The sequence below is a fragment of the Pseudomonas sp. 37 R 15 genome, assembly GCF_900004865.1.
GTDB lineage: Bacteria > Pseudomonadota > Gammaproteobacteria > Pseudomonadales > Pseudomonadaceae > Aquipseudomonas > Aquipseudomonas fluorescens_AM.
On the sequence record NZ_CVTV01000022.1, the window covers coordinates 25,496 to 44,418 of the forward strand.

Annotated in this window: 7 protein-coding genes; 3 read left to right on the top strand and 4 right to left on the bottom strand. The window is 59.0% G+C overall.

Translation table 11 applies throughout. The annotated features are described in order from the left end of the window. Positions 1-54 precede the first annotated feature (54 nt). The 4 genes from BFQ04_RS07205 to BFQ04_RS07220 form a co-directional block, all read right to left on the bottom strand. A complete protein-coding gene (locus tag BFQ04_RS07205) occupies positions 55-1,857 on the bottom strand; it encodes an ABC transporter ATP-binding protein (protein ID WP_065950212.1) in 1,803 nt (600 codons plus the stop codon). Beyond that, a complete protein-coding gene (locus BFQ04_RS07210; protein ID WP_065950213.1) occupies positions 1,847-2,485 on the bottom strand; it encodes a DsbA family protein in 639 nt (212 codons plus the stop codon). The genes BFQ04_RS07205 and BFQ04_RS07210 overlap by 11 nt, the downstream gene beginning before the upstream one ends. Positions 2,486-2,488: 3 nt before the next feature. Beyond that, positions 2,489-3,430 (bottom strand): oxygen-dependent tRNA uridine(34) hydroxylase TrhO, encoded by a 942-nt coding sequence (locus BFQ04_RS07215; protein WP_065950214.1) that lies wholly within the window; start codon positions 3,428-3,430, stop codon positions 2,489-2,491. Between the two features lie 131 nt (positions 3,431-3,561). After that, positions 3,562-6,468 carry an RHS repeat-associated core domain-containing protein gene (locus tag BFQ04_RS07220; RefSeq protein WP_065950215.1) on the bottom strand — a complete coding sequence of 969 codons (2,907 nt, stop codon included), beginning with the start codon at positions 6,466-6,468 and terminating at the stop codon, positions 3,562-3,564. Between the two features lie 184 nt (positions 6,469-6,652). Here BFQ04_RS07220 and BFQ04_RS07225 point away from each other — a divergent pair, with 184 nt between their 5' ends. The 3 genes from BFQ04_RS07225 to BFQ04_RS07235 all read left to right on the top strand — a co-directional run bounded on the left by BFQ04_RS07225 (position 6,653) and on the right by BFQ04_RS07235 (position 18,899). Beyond that, a complete protein-coding gene (locus tag BFQ04_RS07225; protein ID WP_256544563.1) occupies positions 6,653-9,433 on the top strand; it encodes a Tc toxin subunit A in 2,781 nt (926 codons plus the stop codon). Between the two features lie 65 nt (positions 9,434-9,498). Next, complete coding sequence (locus BFQ04_RS07230) at positions 9,499-14,307, top strand: Tc toxin subunit A-related protein (protein ID WP_256544559.1); 4,809 nt, start codon at positions 9,499-9,501, stop codon at positions 14,305-14,307. Beyond that, complete coding sequence (locus BFQ04_RS07235; RefSeq protein ID WP_065950218.1) at positions 14,304-18,899, top strand: SpvB/TcaC N-terminal domain-containing protein; 4,596 nt, start codon at positions 14,304-14,306, stop codon at positions 18,897-18,899. The genes BFQ04_RS07230 and BFQ04_RS07235 overlap by 4 nt, the downstream gene beginning before the upstream one ends. The last annotated feature ends 24 nt before the right edge of the window (positions 18,900-18,923 follow it).

The following is an 18,923-nucleotide window of genomic DNA, read 5'->3' on the forward strand; positions in this document are numbered from 1 at the left end:
CACAGCTCAATACGCACGCGAAAATCCGCTCCCGATAGCACAGCCTAAGCTAAATCAACGTACTTGTTGCAGGTGTCCATACAATTTGGCGTACAGCCCGCCATCGGCAATCAATTGCTGATGGTCGCCATCCTCGGCGATATGCCCGCCATCGAACACCAATACACGGTCAGCCTGTTTCACTGCCGAGAGCCGGTGGGCGATGATCAGTGTAGTACGCCCACTGAGAAACCGCGCCAGCGCCTGATGCAGGTTGTACTCGGTGGCCGCGTCCAGCGCCGAGGTGGCTTCATCCAGAATCACGACTTTGGGCTCGGCCAAGACCATGCGCGCGATAGCCAGGCGTTGCCGTTGACCACCGGAAAAACGCACGCCGGATCGCCCCACTATGCTGTCCAGGCCCAACGGCAATGCCTTGACGGTAGCATCCAGCTGGGCGATTTCCAGTGCCTGCCAGCAGGCCTGGTCCGTACGCTCGCGGCCCATCGTCAGGTTGGCGCGCACGGTATCGTTGAACAGCGCCGGGTGCTGCAGCACCACCGCGACGTTTTCACGGATGGTCGCCAGGCCGATCTCCTGCTGGCTCGCGCCGCCAAAACAAATGCTGCCAGCCTGCGGTGTGTAGAGACCCAGCAACAGTTGCACCAGGGTACTTTTGCCGCCGCCGCTGGCGCCGACAATCGCGACCTTCTCCCCCGGTGCGATGGCCAGGTTCAATTGGTCGAGCACCAGGTCGTCACCGTAGCCGAAGTCCAGGCCGCGCACGTCGATACCGACGGTCGCACGCCCACTGAAGGGGTCGGCGCCTCCCGCGTATTGCGGCTCGTCGGCGCGGGCCAGCAGTTCGTTGATACGCGTCAACGCGCCGCCTGCCGCGTAATAGGCGTATTGCAGGTTGAGCAACTGCTCCACCGGGCCGATCATGAACCACAGGTAACTGAACACCGCGAGCATCTGGCCGATGGACAGGTCGGAAAACAGCACGGTCAACATGGCTGCGGCGCGGAAGATGTCGATACCGAACTGGAACAGCAAGCCACTGGCGCGGCTGGACGCGTCGGTTTTCCATTGCGAGTGGATGGCATAGTCCCGCACCTCACGGGCACGCTGGCCCAGGCGCCCGAGGAAGAAACCCTGGCGGTTGCCGGCGCGCACTTCCTGGATGGCATCCAGGGTTTCGGTGAGCGCCTGGGTGAACCGTGAGGTGCTGTCGTTTTCCAGTTTTTTCAGGTGTTTGACACGCTTGCCCAACTGCACCGTGGCATAGATCACCAACGGGTTGAACAGCAGGATCAGCAACGCCAGCTGCCAATGCATCCACACCAGGATCGCTGAGGTGCCGACCAGGGTCAGCATCGCCACCAGGAAGCGGCTGAGGGTTTCGCCGACGAATTTGTCCAGGGTGTCCAGGTCGGTGACCAGGTGGGTGGTCACCGTGCCGCTGCCCAGGCTTTCATATTCGCCCAGGGAGATGCGCTTGAGCCGCTCGATCAGGCGCACGCGGATGCGGTAGACGATGTCCTTGGCCAGGCGTGCAAACAGCCGCGCCTGTACCACGTTGAACACCAGAGCACCGCAACGCAGGGCCAGAGTCACCATTAACATCAGACCGATATAGCCGGCAGCTTTCTGCCAGCCCAGGGGCAGCGCGTGGTTCATCACCTTGAGCGCGGCGTCGCCATGGCCCAACAGCACTTCGTCGACCAGCAGCGGTAACAGCAAAGGGATGGGTACGCTGCACAAGGTCGCCAGCACGGCGACGCTGTTGGCGATCCACAGGGATTTTTTGTGACGCAGGGCCAGGCGGCGGATTTCCGCCCAGGTCAGGCGGTCGCCGGTTTTTGACTCATCCTGCACAGGTGGCTCGCTCCAGCCATCGGGCGAGCAACGGTGACAACTCGTCCAGCGGCTGGTAGCCATTGGTGAGCAGCGCCAATTGTCCGTTGCGCTCGGCCAGCAAGGTCGGGAAACCGGCGATGCCCAGATCCTGCACCCAGGTGAAATCCGCTGCCGTGGCCGCGTGCTGCTCGGCACGGTCGAACTCGCCGGCAAACTCGATACGCGGAATACCGGCCTGTTCGGCCAGCTCCACCAGCACATGGGCATTGGTGACGTCGCGGCCCTCTACATAGAACGCCTGCTGGATCAGCCCCAGCAGCTTCCAGGCGCAATCGGGCGCCAGGCTGCGCGCAGTGACGATGGCCCGGCACGCAGGCTCGGTGTCATAGACAAACCCATCGGGCAACGCGCCTTCGCGCTTGAACGGCTGGCCGGTGGCGTCGGTCACCGCCTGCCAGTGCTCGAGGATGTTACGCCGCGTAGTCGGTTCCAGCGCCGCGCCACTGCCGGTGCGCAATCCGCCCACCACCAGGTGCAACTCCACGCCGGCCGCCCGGGCCTGCTCAACCAGCGCCTGCGCCACCGGGGCAAAGCCCCAGCACCAGGAACACATCGGGTCCATTACATAGAGCAGGCGCGCGGTCATGGTTCAAGCCTCGGAAGGGGTTTGCTTGTAGTTGAAACCAATCGGATGCGGCATGTTACGGGCCTTGGCCAGTTCGATTTGCTTCTGCCGGTCGATGGCGCTGCGACGGGTTTTCTCCGGCAGCTTATCCCAGCAATGCGGGCAACTGATGCCGGCCACGTAGTGCTCGGACGCGCGGTCTTGCACGCTGACCGGTGTGCGGCAGGCATGACATTGATCGTAGTCGCCTTCGCTCAAATCGTGGCGCACGGTGACGCGATTGTCGAACACGAAGCAGTCGCCCTGCCACTTGGTCTCTTCCTGCGGCACCTCTTCGAGGTATTTGAGAATACCGCCCTTGAGATGATAGACCTCGTCGAAGCCTTCGCTGAGCATGTAGCTCGACGCTTTCTCGCAACGAATGCCGCCGGTACAGAACATGGCGACCTTCTTGTGCCTGGCCGGATCGAAGTTGGCTTTGATGTAGTCGGGGAATTCGCGAAAACTGGTGGTCTTCGGGTCGATTGCGCCTTCAAAGGTGCCGATCGACACTTCGTAGTCGTTGCGGGTGTCGATCAGCAGCACTTCGGGGTCGCTGATCAGCGCGTTCCAATCCTTGGGGTCGACGTAGGTGCCGACCTTTTTGTTCGGGTCCACGCCTTCCACGCCCAGGGTCACGATCTCTTTCTTGAGCTTGACCTTGGTGCGGTAGAACGGTTGGTCGTCGCAGTAGGACTCTTTGTGGTCGATATCGACCATGCGTGGATCTTTCTTGAGCCAGGCCATCAGGCCATCGATGCCTTCGCGGCTGCCGGAAACGGTGCCGTTGATGCCTTCTTCGGCGATCAGCAAGGTGCCTTTGATGCCGTTGTCGACCATCGCCTGCAACAGTGGCTCGCGCAGGGCGACGTAATCTTCAAGGGTGACGAACTTGTACAGTGCCGCCACGACGATAGGTTGAGTCATGGGTAATCTCTCCAGGTGGCTACCCTCGTAAGGGGTGAACCGGATGCAAAATGACGCCGACCAGGCGACGCGGCGCGCATTCTAGCAAAACCACGCCGCCACCGCACCGACACGCAGCCGCTGATATGCCCTCAGCGGTGTGGGTTGCGTACGCCCTCCACTCGGTACCGCCGGCCACCCTGATGGCTGAGCATCAAACGATAGACACCGCGTCCACGCGCACCGGCGTAGCCGTGCAAATCAGCGGACCACAGTTGATCTGCGTGAAGATGCCAATGAACCGCAGCGAAACGCCCTTCACGCAAGTGGCCGAGGGCAAGGGCAATACTGCGGCGCTCGCGGCCCGATAGCTGGGTATCTGCAAGCCTGGCGGTGTCAATCATCATCGGCGGGGCAGCGGCTCTCGCTGCCGCCGGCGGCGCCAACGGCACCTGCGACTGTGCTTGCCGAGCACCGCGGGCGCGACTTGAACCCGCCACCTGCGTGGTCGCCTCGACCTCAAACGCACTTGGCCCTGCCTGCTGACCACGCGCGCCAACGGATTCAAGCCCAGGCCTTCGCAGCACTATTTCGTTATAACCCATGCGCCTCAACTCAGGCATCGGGTTACCACTCCCCTCCAATACGCGTTCGACAGCGGGCCGTTGGTCCATAGGTCCCGCGTAGCCATAGAGGGTCCCCTGACGTTCATGGACTCCAAGGAAAATGCCTCCTTCAGCAGGGCGACGCGCATAGGCAAAATTCACCAGCCGCTCTGTTTCTTCGTCACTCAACGACCCCTGCTGCGCCAAATTGATCGCCATCTCCGTAGTATCCCTGGCGAACTGCTGTTCCACTTGTTGCGCTGCACTGGCCACGGCCTCCGGCTGCATTTGTCGATAGGCACTCAGGCGGCTGGCACCAAAGAGTGCACCTCCCACCAGCGCGCCCACGGCAGCCCCCAAGTTTGCATTCCCCAGCAACGCTCCCACACCCAGGCCCAGCAAGACTAAAAACAGCAAAATTACAATACCGCCCTGTATCCGGGTATTTTCCACGGAGGCAGGCTGCAGCCCCATTGAATCAACGAACGTGACCGGGTTATTGAACGCCATGAGATAAGGATTGAGCTGCCCGTCATCCCCTGCGGGGTCAGGGCTTATCCAGCGTTGCAACCACGGGGCGTAATAGCGGAAACCGTAATAATACAAACCACCGCCGTCCCGCTCCTTGCCCGAATATCGGCGGGTTTTGTAGCTGCCCTCTACCGCGCTGCGTGAGGCCCACCACGCCGTCCCCCCATACGGAAAATAACTCTCCTGGCTCAATAACTCGGCTTGCTCGCCCAGCTCCAGACCATGACTCGATTGCTGATCCTTCAGGCAAAAACGCAGGGTTTCATCGGCGGCCCCCTCATCGAGTCCCAGCTCCCATTGCAAGACCTCAACCGTGCAACACGCCACTTCAAGGCGCACCACGTTCAACCGACGCAACGGCCGTTGGCGCAGTTCCAGGCCTGGCAGGTAATACACACGGGCCGTTTGCCGGCTGCCGGCCACCTGCTGGTGAGTGAGCTTGAGCGCACGCTGACCGTCGCCTGCATACACATAAGCCTCCTCATCCGAGGCCCCGCCCTCGCGCAAAATTGACGTAACGCGGGCCAACTGATTACGCACATTCCACGTCATTGGCACGCCGCGCTCCAGCTGTTGCTGATTGCCATTGGCATCAAAGCCCTGCGTCAGCTCGGCTACCGGATGCTCGCTCGACAATCCTCGGTTACTGCCCGTCGCCACTTGCAGGCTGCGGGTGTAGCCGACGCCACTGGACGGCACGTGGCGCAGCCGGGTCAGGTTGCCCCCCTCGTCATAGGCATAGTGCTGGGTGTAGTTGCGCCATAAACCGGTATCGGTGGAACCGAACGAAATACGCGCGGGCAGTGCCGGGCCGATGGCGGCGGCGGCACTCTCGCGACCGCTCGCCTGGGTCAGTTGGTACAGCGAGTCGTATACATAGCGAGAGCAAGCCTCCACTTGCGTGTTGTGACGCCATTGTGTCGGTTGCGCCCGATCCCGCAGGGCTGAAATATTTCCCACCGGGTCATAGTCGTAATTCAAATCCTGCAGCGGCGCGGCCATCTCATTTTTACGGTAAGCCATCAGCCGATGCATACGGCCATCTTCAGCCCGATAGGCGGACAGGCTGCTCACACCATTGCCCAGCAGGGCCGCCTCCACCTGACCGGCGGCATTGTAGTCGTAGCGTTCTATGACGGTCTTGCGCACACCGCTTTTCAAGGCGAGGTAGATATGTTTCGCCTGGCCATCCAGACCATAGGCAAAGTGGCGGCCATTACCCTTGGCGTCGACCTGTTTCAAGGTGCCGCCGAGGGCGTCAAACGTCCAGCGTGTGGTGTAACGCGCGCGCTCCAATTGCTGGTTCTGATCGGCTTGGGCAAGTGGCCAGTCAACCTCGCCGGCGGGCTCGCGAAACCCCCGCGTTTGCTGCAGCACCTGGCCGGTAATCCCGTACTCATCGTACACCTGTGTGCCCACCGGATCGGCATGGCGGACCAAACGGCCGCTGCGGTTGAGCGCACGGTGCTCAGGGGTTGGCAGGGCATACACCAGGCGTTCGACACAGTGGGGTTGCGCTTGGTCGGCAGGTTGTTCGAACACCGCCACCGGGCGCTGAAAAGCATCGTAGTCGTGGCGCTGATACGCACCCCGCCCGTCCCAGGCATGCAGCAGTTGCCCGGAGGGCGCCGACAGCATCAGCCGCATGCCGGCATCCACATCGTTGCGGCGGATCAGCGTGCCGGACAGGCTGTACACCGACTCCTGGTTCGCCTCGGTCAAGGGCACGCTCAATTTAAGGGCATACAGGCGTGGGTCCCACTGCTGCAGTAGCAGGCCGCTGGCCCCATAGACCTGGCGCCTGACACGGGCCGTTGGCGCAGCCTGGGGGGTATCGCGCAGGTAAGCGACGCTGCGCACGGTCAACCCACGGGGGTCGAATGCCGCAAGCGAGGGCGTGTTTCGATGAAGTGAAGCAGACATGATCTCATGACCTCAATTGCACAAAGGTCAGCAAAGCCTGGGCTCGTTGCCCTGGATAAAGGTGGTATCGGCGTATGGGTGCCGGCGATGCCTGTAAATACCTATACCTGGCCCCGTTAATCTGCGTGATAGCGTTTTTCATTGCCCGCCGGACCCGTCGGCGGACGTGAAGGAACGTATGAATATGCAAGCCGACAGCAGCTCCTTGCTCGCTCAACTGATTGATCACTCACGCCCTCCCGCCCCCGGCCGGGACGATTTCAAAACCGCGCTGCAGCGCCTCGACATTCGCTCGGTATTCGACATTGTGCGTCTCGGCGAAAAGGCATTTGCAGAGCAATTGGCCACCTGCAACGACGACGATGCCCGCGCGGTGTACCTCAAGGCCCAGAACGCTGCAGCGCAGCTGGAAACGCTGTTTCGCGAACAACAAGTCTCATCTCCCCCTCCTTCACCGCGTGATAAACGCAGTGTCGCCCCCGAAACCAGCGCCACCTACCAAGCCTTATTCAACGAAAACTGGCATCAGTTCTGTGCCAGTTCTTCCATCGCAGCGATCGATTCGCCGGCGGCCTACCTACGGGCGCTCTATCTGTTCGCCCTGCAACTGGAACAAAACGCCAAGGGCGCAAATGCGGTCAAGCTGTCGGAGCGACGCCCGGACCTCGGGGCATTGACGATCAACCAACACAGCGTGTCGGGCCAGGTGCCCATGTTGTCGATCGTCAACCAGATCCTGCTCGAAAATATCGCGCCGGGCACAGACGAAACGACCTATGAGGTGCTGAGTAAAACCTGGTACCCGTTTTCGCTGCCCTATCACTTCCACCATCAGCAATGCCAACGGCGCCTGGTGGGAGACAGGCCGGCGCTGGAGGAGTTGAGCTATCGCATCAGCCGCCAACTGCCCCTGGCGGGAGAAACCAGCCATTACGGGCAGGTCAGCGAACAGAACAACGAGGTCCAATGTCAGTTATCGGGGTTGAGCCCTGAACTACAGACGATGCTGAAAGATAGCTGGGTAGCCGCAACGGATGCGCAAAAGTTCTATCTCAAGTACTACAACTGGAAAACTGATTTGCTGGGACCGCAGGCGCTCACTGACTTTCTGCACCATACACAAATGGATGCCGGACAACTTCAGGCGCTGCTCGCACAACAGACGCAATCACCGCGCAAATCACCTCACTGCCAGCAGGACACCGGCCTCACTTACGGTGCGTGCTACATCAACGGCACGGCAACGCCCACTATCAGCCTGGACAACGGCACGCCCGCCAAGCTGGTCAACGTCAGCCTTGAACGCTTCGACAGACTGCAACGCATGATTCGCCTACAGCGCTGGCTGGGCGTGCATTTCGCGCAATTGGACACTCTGATAGTCAGCGCCATGCGCTGCGAAGGCACCAGAAACAGCGCGCTGCGGATCACCCATAACACCCTCCGGGCACTGGGGGTGTTTTGCTATCTAAGCAAGCGCTACGGGTTGCAAGCCGAAGAGTTTGCCGCCTGGCTCCATCAATTGCCCGTTCATGCCTCAGGCGACCGCATGTCGTTGTTCGACCAGGTATTCAATCGCGCCGGCTCTGCCCTGCGCCCCCTGTATCTGGACAGTGCTACGTTCGACGCTACCACCCGGCAACAACTGTGCACCGGGTTGGGCCTGCAAGACACTCAGGAGTCGCTGCAACTACTGATCAGCCCCGACCAGCCTGCAACCCGTACGATCGAGACGGTCAGCGAGATCTATCGACAAGCGCGCATCGCCCGCCTGTTTGGCGTGTCGGTCATGGAATGCCGACAACTGGCGCAAATGCTCGGGAAAGCAAACTTTCTCATGCAGTTGCGCAACCCAACGTTACGAAACAAGCCGAAAGGTGTGTCTGACTTTCTCGATATGCTCATGCACCTGGAATGGGCCAGCCGTTGGTTCAAGGAAAACGGCAGCAGCCTGGCGCTGTTCAGACACCAGTTATTGCTGGATCACAAAGCCCAGGACCCGGCCATCAACCTGCTTTTGAAGGAGTTCGCCAGCTATGACCAGGCCTCTCTTTCCAAACAGTTGCAACGGCTCACCCTTCCCAAGCAACCCGATGACGAACCAGCCAGCCTGCCTGTCGTTGACTGGAAATCCTTAGCCTATACAGCGTTGCAACGGATGCGCCTCGACACAACCATCGAGGCGGCGCTCGATGAAGTGCTCTCTTCCGTTAAAGTCAGCATTGACGCTACACGTACGAAACACTTGATCGACCAAGCGAAGTCTGAACTCAGCAATCTGCTGAGCACGGTGCGTAATGAGTTGTGGTCGTTGTATGGACGCCTTAAAAAAATCATCCAGGACGTCCCCCATGCGCCAGGCAACGCCAACGGCTATAAAAAATACGACTTTCACCACCATTTCTTGCGCTTACATGCCCCCGATGACCCGCCGCTGCAAACCCTCGCCTACTTGATACTGCGGTTGCCTCACGCCGCCGGTTTTCTGCAACTGCCCCTCAGCCCACATGCGCTTCATCAGTTTCTGGTCAACCCGCACTGGCTTGCGCGCGAGTACAAAGAGTCTTCGTTGCTGGAACTGACCCCGAACAACCTCTACCTCATGCAGCAGTTCAAACATTGCATTGACCGCAGTGGTGTAACGGAAGAACAGCTTCTCAACTATTTCGAACAAGCCAATACCCTGCCCAACAGCGCTGCGCAGAACGACAGTGACGAAACAAACGAGCGTCTCGCTCAACTTTTAGACTGGAGTGCCAGTGAAATAGATGCCTTCAGCAGCCAACTGAAACCGCCACGCATTACCTCAATGAACCGCCTGGACTGGGTACTGCGCTGTCGCCAAGCCAGCAAGGACACAGGCCTGCCCGCCAAGATGCTGATTAAAGCCAGCGAACTGAAGGCCGACTCGACATTTGCTGACTGGAAGACCGTCGGAGAAGCGGTCGTAAGTGCGCATCCATAACCTATTGACCCCTTATCCGCTTTCGACCTGCTCAAGGACTGATCATGTCTCACTCGTTTAATCAATTGCTCAATGAAAGCCTGCGCGACGCCATGCTCGCGTACTACCTGACCCACAAGGTACCTGGCAAACTAGAGAACAACATCACCCAGGCCGCCGACCTATACGAATACTGGCTGCTCGATGTACAAGTCAGCCAAGCCGTGCAGACCAGCACGGTAGCCTGTGCCATCTCCAGCCTGCAACAGTACATCACGCGCATCCAGCTGGGCCTGGAACCGGGCTATGAAGAGCGGCGCATGACCCCGGCACAGGACAAGTTATGGCGCGAACAGTTGCACACCTACGCACTCTGGAACGCCAGCCAGCAGTTGCAGTATCACCCCGCCAACTACTTGGACCCGACATTACGGCATGCCAAGACCGACAGCTTTGAGCAGTTGGAAAACGACCTGAGCCAGTATCGAATTCAAGCGGATACCGTCACCACGGCGGTTCACAATTACCTGGCCAGGTTCGAGGAAATCGCCAACATACGCACGATCAACGGTTATATCGACGCCGGCTTGAGCGACCTGTATAGCGGCACCTATTACTTCGTCGGTAAATCGAGTTCCGAACACACCTATTACTGGCGCTCCCTCGACCTGTCCAAACGCGCAGGCTCGGTACTTTTTCAGGACGCTTGGACAGACTGGGAAAAAATCAACGTGTCGGTCTCCGACGCCACCGCCGAGCAAAGTATCCGGCCGGTGTATTTCAATAACCGGCTATTTCTCATCTGGGCCGAATGCATCAAGCCCGCCGCCACCAGTTCCGTCAAACCGACGCAACCCGATCCTGCGGAAAAAAAACAGCAGACCGAATGGATCAACAGTCGCTACGTCAAATTTCGCCTCAATTTTTCTTATAAAAAGCACGACAGCAGTTGGAGTGCACCTAAATCCTGCATCGAGCAATACTGCGCCACCGAAGACGTCAACGCATTGACTGCAGCCTTTCTGAAAACCATTACACAAACGGTGGCAATCGTCGACAGCAACGGTCCCCCTGTACTGTTTTTAAGTGTGCTCGCCACCAGCCGTAAAGACCCTAAACAGCAGGAGCATTTTATTGGGAAATTTTTCCAGGCTGTCCATATCGACCAGTCCTTCAACATCACCACCATCGCCGACGGCGGCAGCCCCGAACGCTACAGCGTGCTGCCCGGCTCACAGGTGGCCGAGGAGATAAACCGACTCCTGGAATCCTTCGATCCGTCACAGAAGACAAAAGTGCAGGCTGTAGCAAAAGGTGAAGATCAAAGCGTCAGCGGGTATTACAGCGAGTTACTGCCTGACCGCGCTCGGCAATACCTCACGTTCTTCGCTCACAAAAACCAGGGTAACTTGCAGTTCAAGGTGACGCCCGCAGCCAGGCATTCGCTGACCATCACGCAGGAAACAAATATCGAAGACAACAAGGATTGGAACCTGGAAAAAGCTCGAGAACAGATAAAAGACACCGAACCCAGTGATGTTTCTTTTGATTCAAACACCAACGAGATTGTATTTTTCTCCACCCTCAATGGCGATTTCAAACAGTCCTACAGTGTCACATTAAAAGCAAAAGCGCCCAGGGACATTACGATCACGCTGAAAACAGACGACGCACTGGACAATCCGAAAACCACTCAGCTCAAACTGGCCTCTGGCTCTTACATCACCGGCACGACTGACGAATGGAACACGGACTTTTACAGCCTTTATTTTAAAAACCCGGTCACACACGAGGAGTTCCCCAACGCTGTACATGCCGAGAACGGATCACTGATCAGCCTGACGAACAACAACCAGATCGCAGGCGGCTTCTCACTGGCAGGTAATTTCATCGACAAGACGGCCTTCATAAATTTATACACCAGTGGAGGTAAACACATCGCTGTCGCCCTCAACCGCTACAGTCGATACACAGGGCTCAATAAAAAGAACTCGCTGCACGCACAAAATACATTGATCATCAAAAAGGCCGAGGTGACCACGTCCACATTACGTGCCTATAAGCACATCATCATGAGTGCAAATTTCAAAGACTATCCATTTACCGAGTTCATCAGCGCCAACTCACATCAAATCATCAACTATCAGAACACTGCCCACGAAAGCCTCCACGGATCGACCCCCGAATTAACCAAGGGGCATCGGGTCACGGCTCGTATTGCACTGACACAGGAGCAGAAAGAGTCCGGCATCACCCTGATACATGGGGTGGCGACGCTTGAGCCTGCCAACCTGGACTCGACAATCCTCGGTTATGCCCTGAAAGCGACAACCCTGAAACCGGCCGCTTCCGACGCTGACGCAACGCTCAACCAGCAACTGGCGCCGACGATCAAAAGGCATACGTCAGGAATACTCGGCACCGCCGAATTTATTGATTTCTCCAAGAGCGCCTCCACCCCACCGGCCAACATGCCCGCCACCGTTCGCACAAATACCTGTATTGCCGGCAAGCTGGCCCAGGCGGCCAATGACAGCCTTGATACGTTGTTCTCGTTAACGCCGAAAACGTGGCAAGAACCTCCACTCACACCCAGCGGAGCAGCAGCAGACATTGATTTTAACGGGGCTAATAGCAAGCACTTCTGGGAGCTGTTCCTGTACGTGCCCTGGCTGGTTGCCCATCGCCTGAATCAGGAGCAGCAGTATGGCCAAGCACAAGCCTGGCTCAAATACCTCTTCGACCCAGGGCGGTTGGCCGATCAGGCCAGCGAACACCCTGCATTCTGGGGGTTCAAAGAGCTTGTTCGTACCGACCTGCGCCCCGGTTCCGTCACCAACGACCCACACAAACTGGCGATGCGCGCACCCGTGCATTTTCGCAAAGCAATCTACCTGTTTTATCTCGATATACTGCTCAATCGTGGCGATGCAGCCTATCGACAGCTCACCCCCGACAGCCTCACCCAAGCCAAACTCTGGTACACACGAGCCAATCATTTTCTCGGGCCACGCCCCCGCGTCACCACCACTGAACCGTGGGATGAAATTACCCTCGAACACCTGACGAAGGAGCGCTCTAAAGCCCTGGTAAAACTGGAGCAGCAAACCCCATCAATCACTGTCAACCCTGCGACCGAAGCTACCGCACTGGCGTCGCTCACAGACACCGATAATCTGTGCCTCCCCTTCAATACCGAGCAAGTCGCACGCTGGGACAAGCTCGAAAGCCGTCTGCATAACCTGCGGCATAATCTCGATATCACCGGCAAGCCCTTGCGCCTGTCGCTGTACGCAACCCCGCTTTCCCCTCTCAAACTATTGGCCAGCCAGAGCAAAGGTGCCTTCGGCGAAGGAGGCGTGGCGACGTTCATTGACGCGCAAGTCGGTCATTATCGCTTTCAGACCATGCTGGGCCACGCCCTCACAGCAACTGAAGCCGTGATTCAATTGGGCAACACGGTGCTGAGCCTGATTGAGCGCAAGGAACAGGCTGAATACCTGGAGTTGCAGCAACAACAAGCCTGGGACTTGGCCAATATCGTCGTAACCCAACAACACCAGGCGTTGTTGATCGACGAAAAAAACCGCCAGGCACTCGGCGCCAGTCGGAGCATGATCGAGTCCCGGATGCGCCACTACGAACGCCTGCTCACCGAAGGCATCAGCCTCGCAGAAGCGAACGCGGGCCAACTCTACCTGATCAGCAGCGGATTCGAGACCGCAGGCTCCGTCGCCGCCGCAGCGGCCGGCATTGCGATGATGGCGCCGAACATCTTCGGTACAAGTAGCGGCGGGTGGCGTTGGGAAGGCCCGTTTTATGCCGCCCAAGCCGTGGCCCAAGGCATTGCGACGCACTTGCGCAGCACTGCCGCGGACCTGGACCGTACCGAGCAATTCAACCGCCGGGCGCAAGAATGGACGCATGCCCAGGATCAAGCCCAACTCGAACTGGCCCAGATCGATGCCCAATTACACGCCTATGCGGAGCAGGAAAAAGCCACGCGCCTGCAATTACGCCTGGCCGAGACCTCCCTGGCCCAGGCCTGGTCGAACTACCAATTACTGGCCAAGCGCTTTACCAAGGCGCAACTATATGACTGGCTCAATGCACAACTGAGCAAGTTCTACTACCAAGTCTATGACCTTGGCCTTTCCCTGTGCCGTACCGCGCAAGCGTGCTGGCAGTACGAAATAGCAGATTATGAGCGCACGTTTATCCAGCCCAGTGCCTGGAACAACAACTACCGCGGTTACCTGGCAGGTGAGGCCCTGAAGCTGTCGCTGTTGAACATGAATGCAGCTTACCTGAACCAAAACGTGCGAGACCTGGAGATCGTCAAGACCATCTCCCTGCGTCATCGCCTGATCGATTGCGTAGTCACCACGCCCCCCACCCGTACAAACGACACTCAACCCTCGACTACGCAAGACAAGTGGGCCGAGCATAAAAAACAATTGGTCGCTAAAGGCACGCTGTGCTTCAAATTGACCGGGACGCTGTTTGACGAGGATTACCCCAAGCACATCCTGCGGCGAATCAAAGGCATCAGCGTGTCGTTGCCCGCGACCCTGGGGCCCTATGAGGACATCAAGGCGATACTGACCCAGACCCACAACGAAATCGTACTGCCCACGGGCGCTCGACGCAGCGACATGCGTGCCCATCAGCAAATCGCACTGTCCACCGGGTTGGATGACAACGGTCTGTTCACGCTCAACTTCGAGAGCAACGATCGCTACTTGCCCTTCGAATACACCGGGGCCATTTCCGACTGGACCCTGGAGTTTCCCAACCCGGACCGGCAGAAAGCCGTGCTGGAATCCATCAACGATATTGTCATTCACCTGCGCTACACCGCCAGGGTGGCCGCTGCCGGCGGGGGTCAGGCATGAGCGACGACACTCACAACCTGCAGGTCAATACCCCGGCCCTGCCCAAGGGCGGTGCCGCTATCCAGGGCACCGGCAAGGGCTGGGGCGATATCGGTTCCAGTGGTACGGCAAGCTTTGAAATTGCGTTGCCGATCTCGCCCGCGCGCGGCTACACGCCAGCCATGTCGCTGACCTACCAGAGCGGCGCCGGTAACGGCCCCTTCGGCCTGGGCTGGGGCGTGCACCTGGGCGCCGTCAGCCAACGCACCTCCCATGGCGTGCCGGGGTACACGGTGCACGATGCGGTGCTGGGCCCCGACGGGCAAATCTGGCTACCGGAACGCGACGCCGAGGGGGCAATCATCCGTAGCAGCCTTGCATCCTTCAATGGCTTGCCACTGCCCCGCGCATATACGGTTACCCGCCACTTCCCCAGGGTCGAGACCCGCTTCGACCGTATCGAACACTGGCAATCGGCAGCTGACACGGCGGGCTTCTGGTTGCTACGCGGTGCCGATGGCAGTCAGCACTTTTACGGGAAAACCCCACTGGCCCGAATTGCCGATCCGGACCACCCGCACCATGTGGGGCAATGGTTGTTGCAGGAAAGCCTGAGTGCCCACGGCGAGCATATTTATTATCACTACAAAAAAGAAACCGATCGCTCACGCTACCCGAGGGACTGTCGAGCCCGGCATTACCTGGAGCGCGTCTGCTACGCCAACTTCACCGCCAGGGAGCAGGAACAGCTTTACCTCTGGCAGACCGACGATGAGCCGGACATGGGCTGGCACTTTCACTTGCTGTTCGATTACGGCGAACGCGCCCTCGCACTGGATCAGCGGCCGACGTACCGGAGAACCCGGGACTGGCCGGCACGACCCGACCCCTGCTCGGACTTTGCCTACGGCTTCGAGTTGCGCACCCTACGCCGTTGCAGCCAGATCCTGATGTTTCATCACTTCCCCAAAGAAGCGCGAATGGGCGCTGACCCGGTGCTGGTCAAGCGTCTGCTGCTGGAATACCGCACCTCCAGCCATGTCAGCCTGTTGAGCGCGGTGCATGAGCAGGCCTACGACAGCGCGGGCAATAGTGTGAGCCGCCCGCCGTTGGAGTGTTTTTACCAGTCGAGCCAGCTCAAGGTGGACCCGAGCCGCTATCAACCCTTCAGTTCACTGCCCGGGCTGCATGACAGCGATCGTTATCAACTGGTCGATCTGTATGGCGAGGGCATACCCGGTGTGTTGTATCGCGCTGACAAGAGTTGGTACTACCGTGAACCCCTCAGGCCGCAGCACACGAAGACCGGCGACGAGGTGATTTACGGCGCCGCCCGGGAGTTGGCGCGGGTGCCGGTCGCCGACAGCACCCGGCCCATCCACCAGGCGCTGGCCGATGTGGACGGCGATGGCCGTCTGGACTGGCTGGTTGCCCAACCTGGGATGAGCGGCTTTTTCAGCCTGGACGAACAGCGCAACTGGTCAACCTTCACGCCGTTCGACGCGTTCCCGTCGGAATTTTTCCATCCCCAGGGAATACTTGCCGACTTGATGGGCACGGGACGCCCTGACGTTGCCATGATCGGCCCGCGTAGCGTGCGCCTGTATGCCAATCGCCGAAAAAAAGGCTTCGAACCCTCCATCGAAGTGCCGCATACGCTCGACGACACCTTGCCGATCGTTTCTGACTCGCCCAATGAACTGGTGGCGTTCAGCGATGTGCTCGCCACAGGCCAGCAGCATCTGGTACGTATCCGTCATAACGAAATAAAATGTTGGCCAAACCTGGGTCGCGGGCGTTTTGCCCAAGGGTTTGTGTTGGCCACGTTGCCGTTGCGTTATGAAACATTCAAGGCGGCCGATGTACTGCTCGTCGACCTGAATGGAGGTGGCGCTACCGACTTGCTGTATTTGAGCAACACTCACCTGTGTATTTTTCTCAATAAAGGGGGTAACGGCTTCGAAGCACAGGCGATCAAAGTCCCATGGCCGGAGGGCGTGCGGTACGACGACCACTGTCAGGTCAACGTCGTCGACGTGGACGGCCTGGGCTGCCCCAGCCTGATCCTGACCGCCGCCCACCAGACCCCCGTACATTGGCGCTACGACTTTTTCAGCCAGAAGCCCTGGCTGCTCCTGGGAACCGACAACAACATGGGTGCTCAGGCCTTGATCAAGTATCGCAGCAGTGCCCAGGAATGGCTGGATGAAAAACGTGAGCGTCCCGCCAACGGCCAGCCTGCTGTCAGCCAGTTACCCTTTGCGCTGCTGCTGGTCAGCCAACAAACCCAACAGGACGCAATTACCGGCAACCAACTGACCCGACACTGGCGCTATCGCCAGGCTTATTACGACCGCACAGACCGCGAATTTCGGGGTTTCGGGCTGGTACTGCAAACCGACACCGAAAGCAACAAAGACGAACAACACTCCCAGGGTTTCAGCGCACCTGTGCGCACCAAGACCTGGTTTCATACCGGGCAATCCATCGACATGCCCACCCTCGGCCATAGCACTCACGACCCACAGGCCAAGGCCATGGGCCGCACGCTGGTCAGCCGATACAAGGCGACGTCCGGGGCACAACCGCTGGACCATCACGACGACTTGATCAGCGATCCTGCGCCATCGCTGGCACGCGAAGTGGCACGCGCACTCAGCGGCAGTGTGCTACGGGTGGAGGTGGCAGCGGCGGATCCGGCACAAGGCACCGTGCCCTATTGCGTCAAGCAACAGCGTTATCTGATCCGCGAACTGGCGCCGAACAGTGCCCATACGCCCTATGCCCGGCTACTGCCATTGGCCCTGGAGTCGATCACCTACCAATATGAAGGGGTGAAAGACGATCCCGTCTGCCAACACCAGATCAACCTGCGCTGGGATGCCTATGGCTGCCTGGTGCATGGCGTCACCCTGCATTACGCCCGCCGTACGAGCGCCTCCAGCTTACCGCCCGCCGTGCTGGTCGATGAACATCACAAGCGCTGGTGGCGCGACACCCATGACAGCGCGCAGCAGTTCTATTACCTGAGCGAAACGCTGGCACAGCACATTCATCTGGACGACGCACAAAACTGGCGTCTGGCGTTACCGTACCGTCAACGAAACAATGCCCTGGTGCTGGGCAAGGCACCGGCGGCCGGCGGGCTAGACCTTGGGCGTATCGCCTATGAAGGGTTCATCGACAACCGCGACGGGCCATTGGCCGCTGGTGCCAAACGCGAACTGAGCGGCTTGTCCGTGCAGCGTTATCGACAAGCCGGTGGCTTGGGTAAAACCCTGGAGCCCGGCGACGCTACAGCCCAGGCTTTGACCGATTACCTGGAAACCGCAGAGCTGGATGACAACGCCCTGAATGCCTACAAGGACATACCGGCGATGCCCAACCAACCTGCAGTTGATCTGGTAAAAAAGCTCAGCGACAGCGGCTATCACACCCTGGAGCTGTTTTTTCTATTCGACGGCGAAGTGCCGCCCAAGGAAAATCGCTTATGGTCGATTCGCCGGCACTTTCCCCGCTATGGCATGGCCACCCAGTTTTATCGGTTAAGGGCGCTGCGAGCCACCGAGGCCCATGGTGAAACAACGCTCAGCTATGACGCCTGCGTGTTGCAAACCGTGCGTGTGAAAATGCCCGATGGTTGTGTGACCAAAGCCGAATACGACTATCGATTGCTGCTGCCGACAAAAATCGTCGACCCCAATGGCAATATTCAAGAAGCACTTTATGACGGTTTCGGGCAACTGCTCGTCAACACCTTTCACGGTCACGAACACAACCGCAAAGTAGGTTTCGCCGCCTTGGAGAGCTACCGCCCGCCCAAGGATGTAACGCCCGGGTTTGCCATAGAACACGCGCAAAGCGTGTTGCAGAGCATGGCCAGCCTGCACTGCTATGCCCCATTCAGTTGGATGGGCACGGTCGACATGGCCCTGGTCAAGCCAGAGTGGGTCGCCGCAGCCTATTTGCTCCCCAGCGGGCATATCCGCGCGAGCGCGAGGATGCGTCTGGGCCCACCGGCGCGCCAGGGGCTCAGCGACAGCGACAAACAACTCAAGGCGTTGATCGACAAAGCCAGCCGGACACCGGTACATGGGCTCATGTTGCAAGCCGACCGCTACCCGGACGATGCCGCCCGACAGATCCGTATGACCTTGACCTGTTGGGATGGCTTCAGCCGTACCTTGCAGACCAAGCAAAAGACTGAGCCAGGCCTGGCCAATGCGGTTGATGACAAGGGCAATTTGCTGGTCGACAGCCTACCCGATACGGTACCCGGCACCTTCAAGAAACAGCTGCGCCACGTGCAAGCCGACCCCCGCTGGCGCGTCAGCGAGCGTGTCGAATACAACAACAAGGGCCTGGTCATTCGCGTCTACCGCCCCTACTTCGCCGACAAGCACGCCTACGTCAATGATCAATCCATGCGCGAGCTGGGCCACAGCGACCGACAGTTCTACGACCCCCTCGGGCGCCCGACAAAGACACTGACCGCAGGAGGATTCATGCGGCGTACCACCTATTGGGCCTGGTACACCGTCAACGAGGATGAAAACGATACCTACGAAGAACTGCAAGCTGCCGCCTCCAAAGCACTGACTGACGAGCGATAAGGGCCCGGCTGATCGGATAGGTGC

Excerpts from the sequence above, each read along its gene's own strand:
- BFQ04_RS07210 (WP_065950213.1), bottom strand. The coding sequence starts at position 2,485 with ATGACCGCGCGCCTGCTCTATGTAATGGACCCGATGTGTTCCTGGTGC.
- BFQ04_RS07215 (WP_065950214.1), bottom strand. The coding sequence starts at position 3,430 with ATGACTCAACCTATCGTCGTGGCGGCACTGTACAAGTTCGTCACCCTT.
- BFQ04_RS07220 (WP_065950215.1), bottom strand. The coding sequence starts at position 6,468 with ATGTCTGCTTCACTTCATCGAAACACGCCCTCGCTTGCGGCATTCGAC.
- BFQ04_RS07225 (WP_256544563.1), top strand. The coding sequence starts at position 6,653 with ATGCAAGCCGACAGCAGCTCCTTGCTCGCTCAACTGATTGATCACTCA.
- BFQ04_RS07235 (WP_065950218.1), top strand. The coding sequence starts at position 14,304 with ATGAGCGACGACACTCACAACCTGCAGGTCAATACCCCGGCCCTGCCC.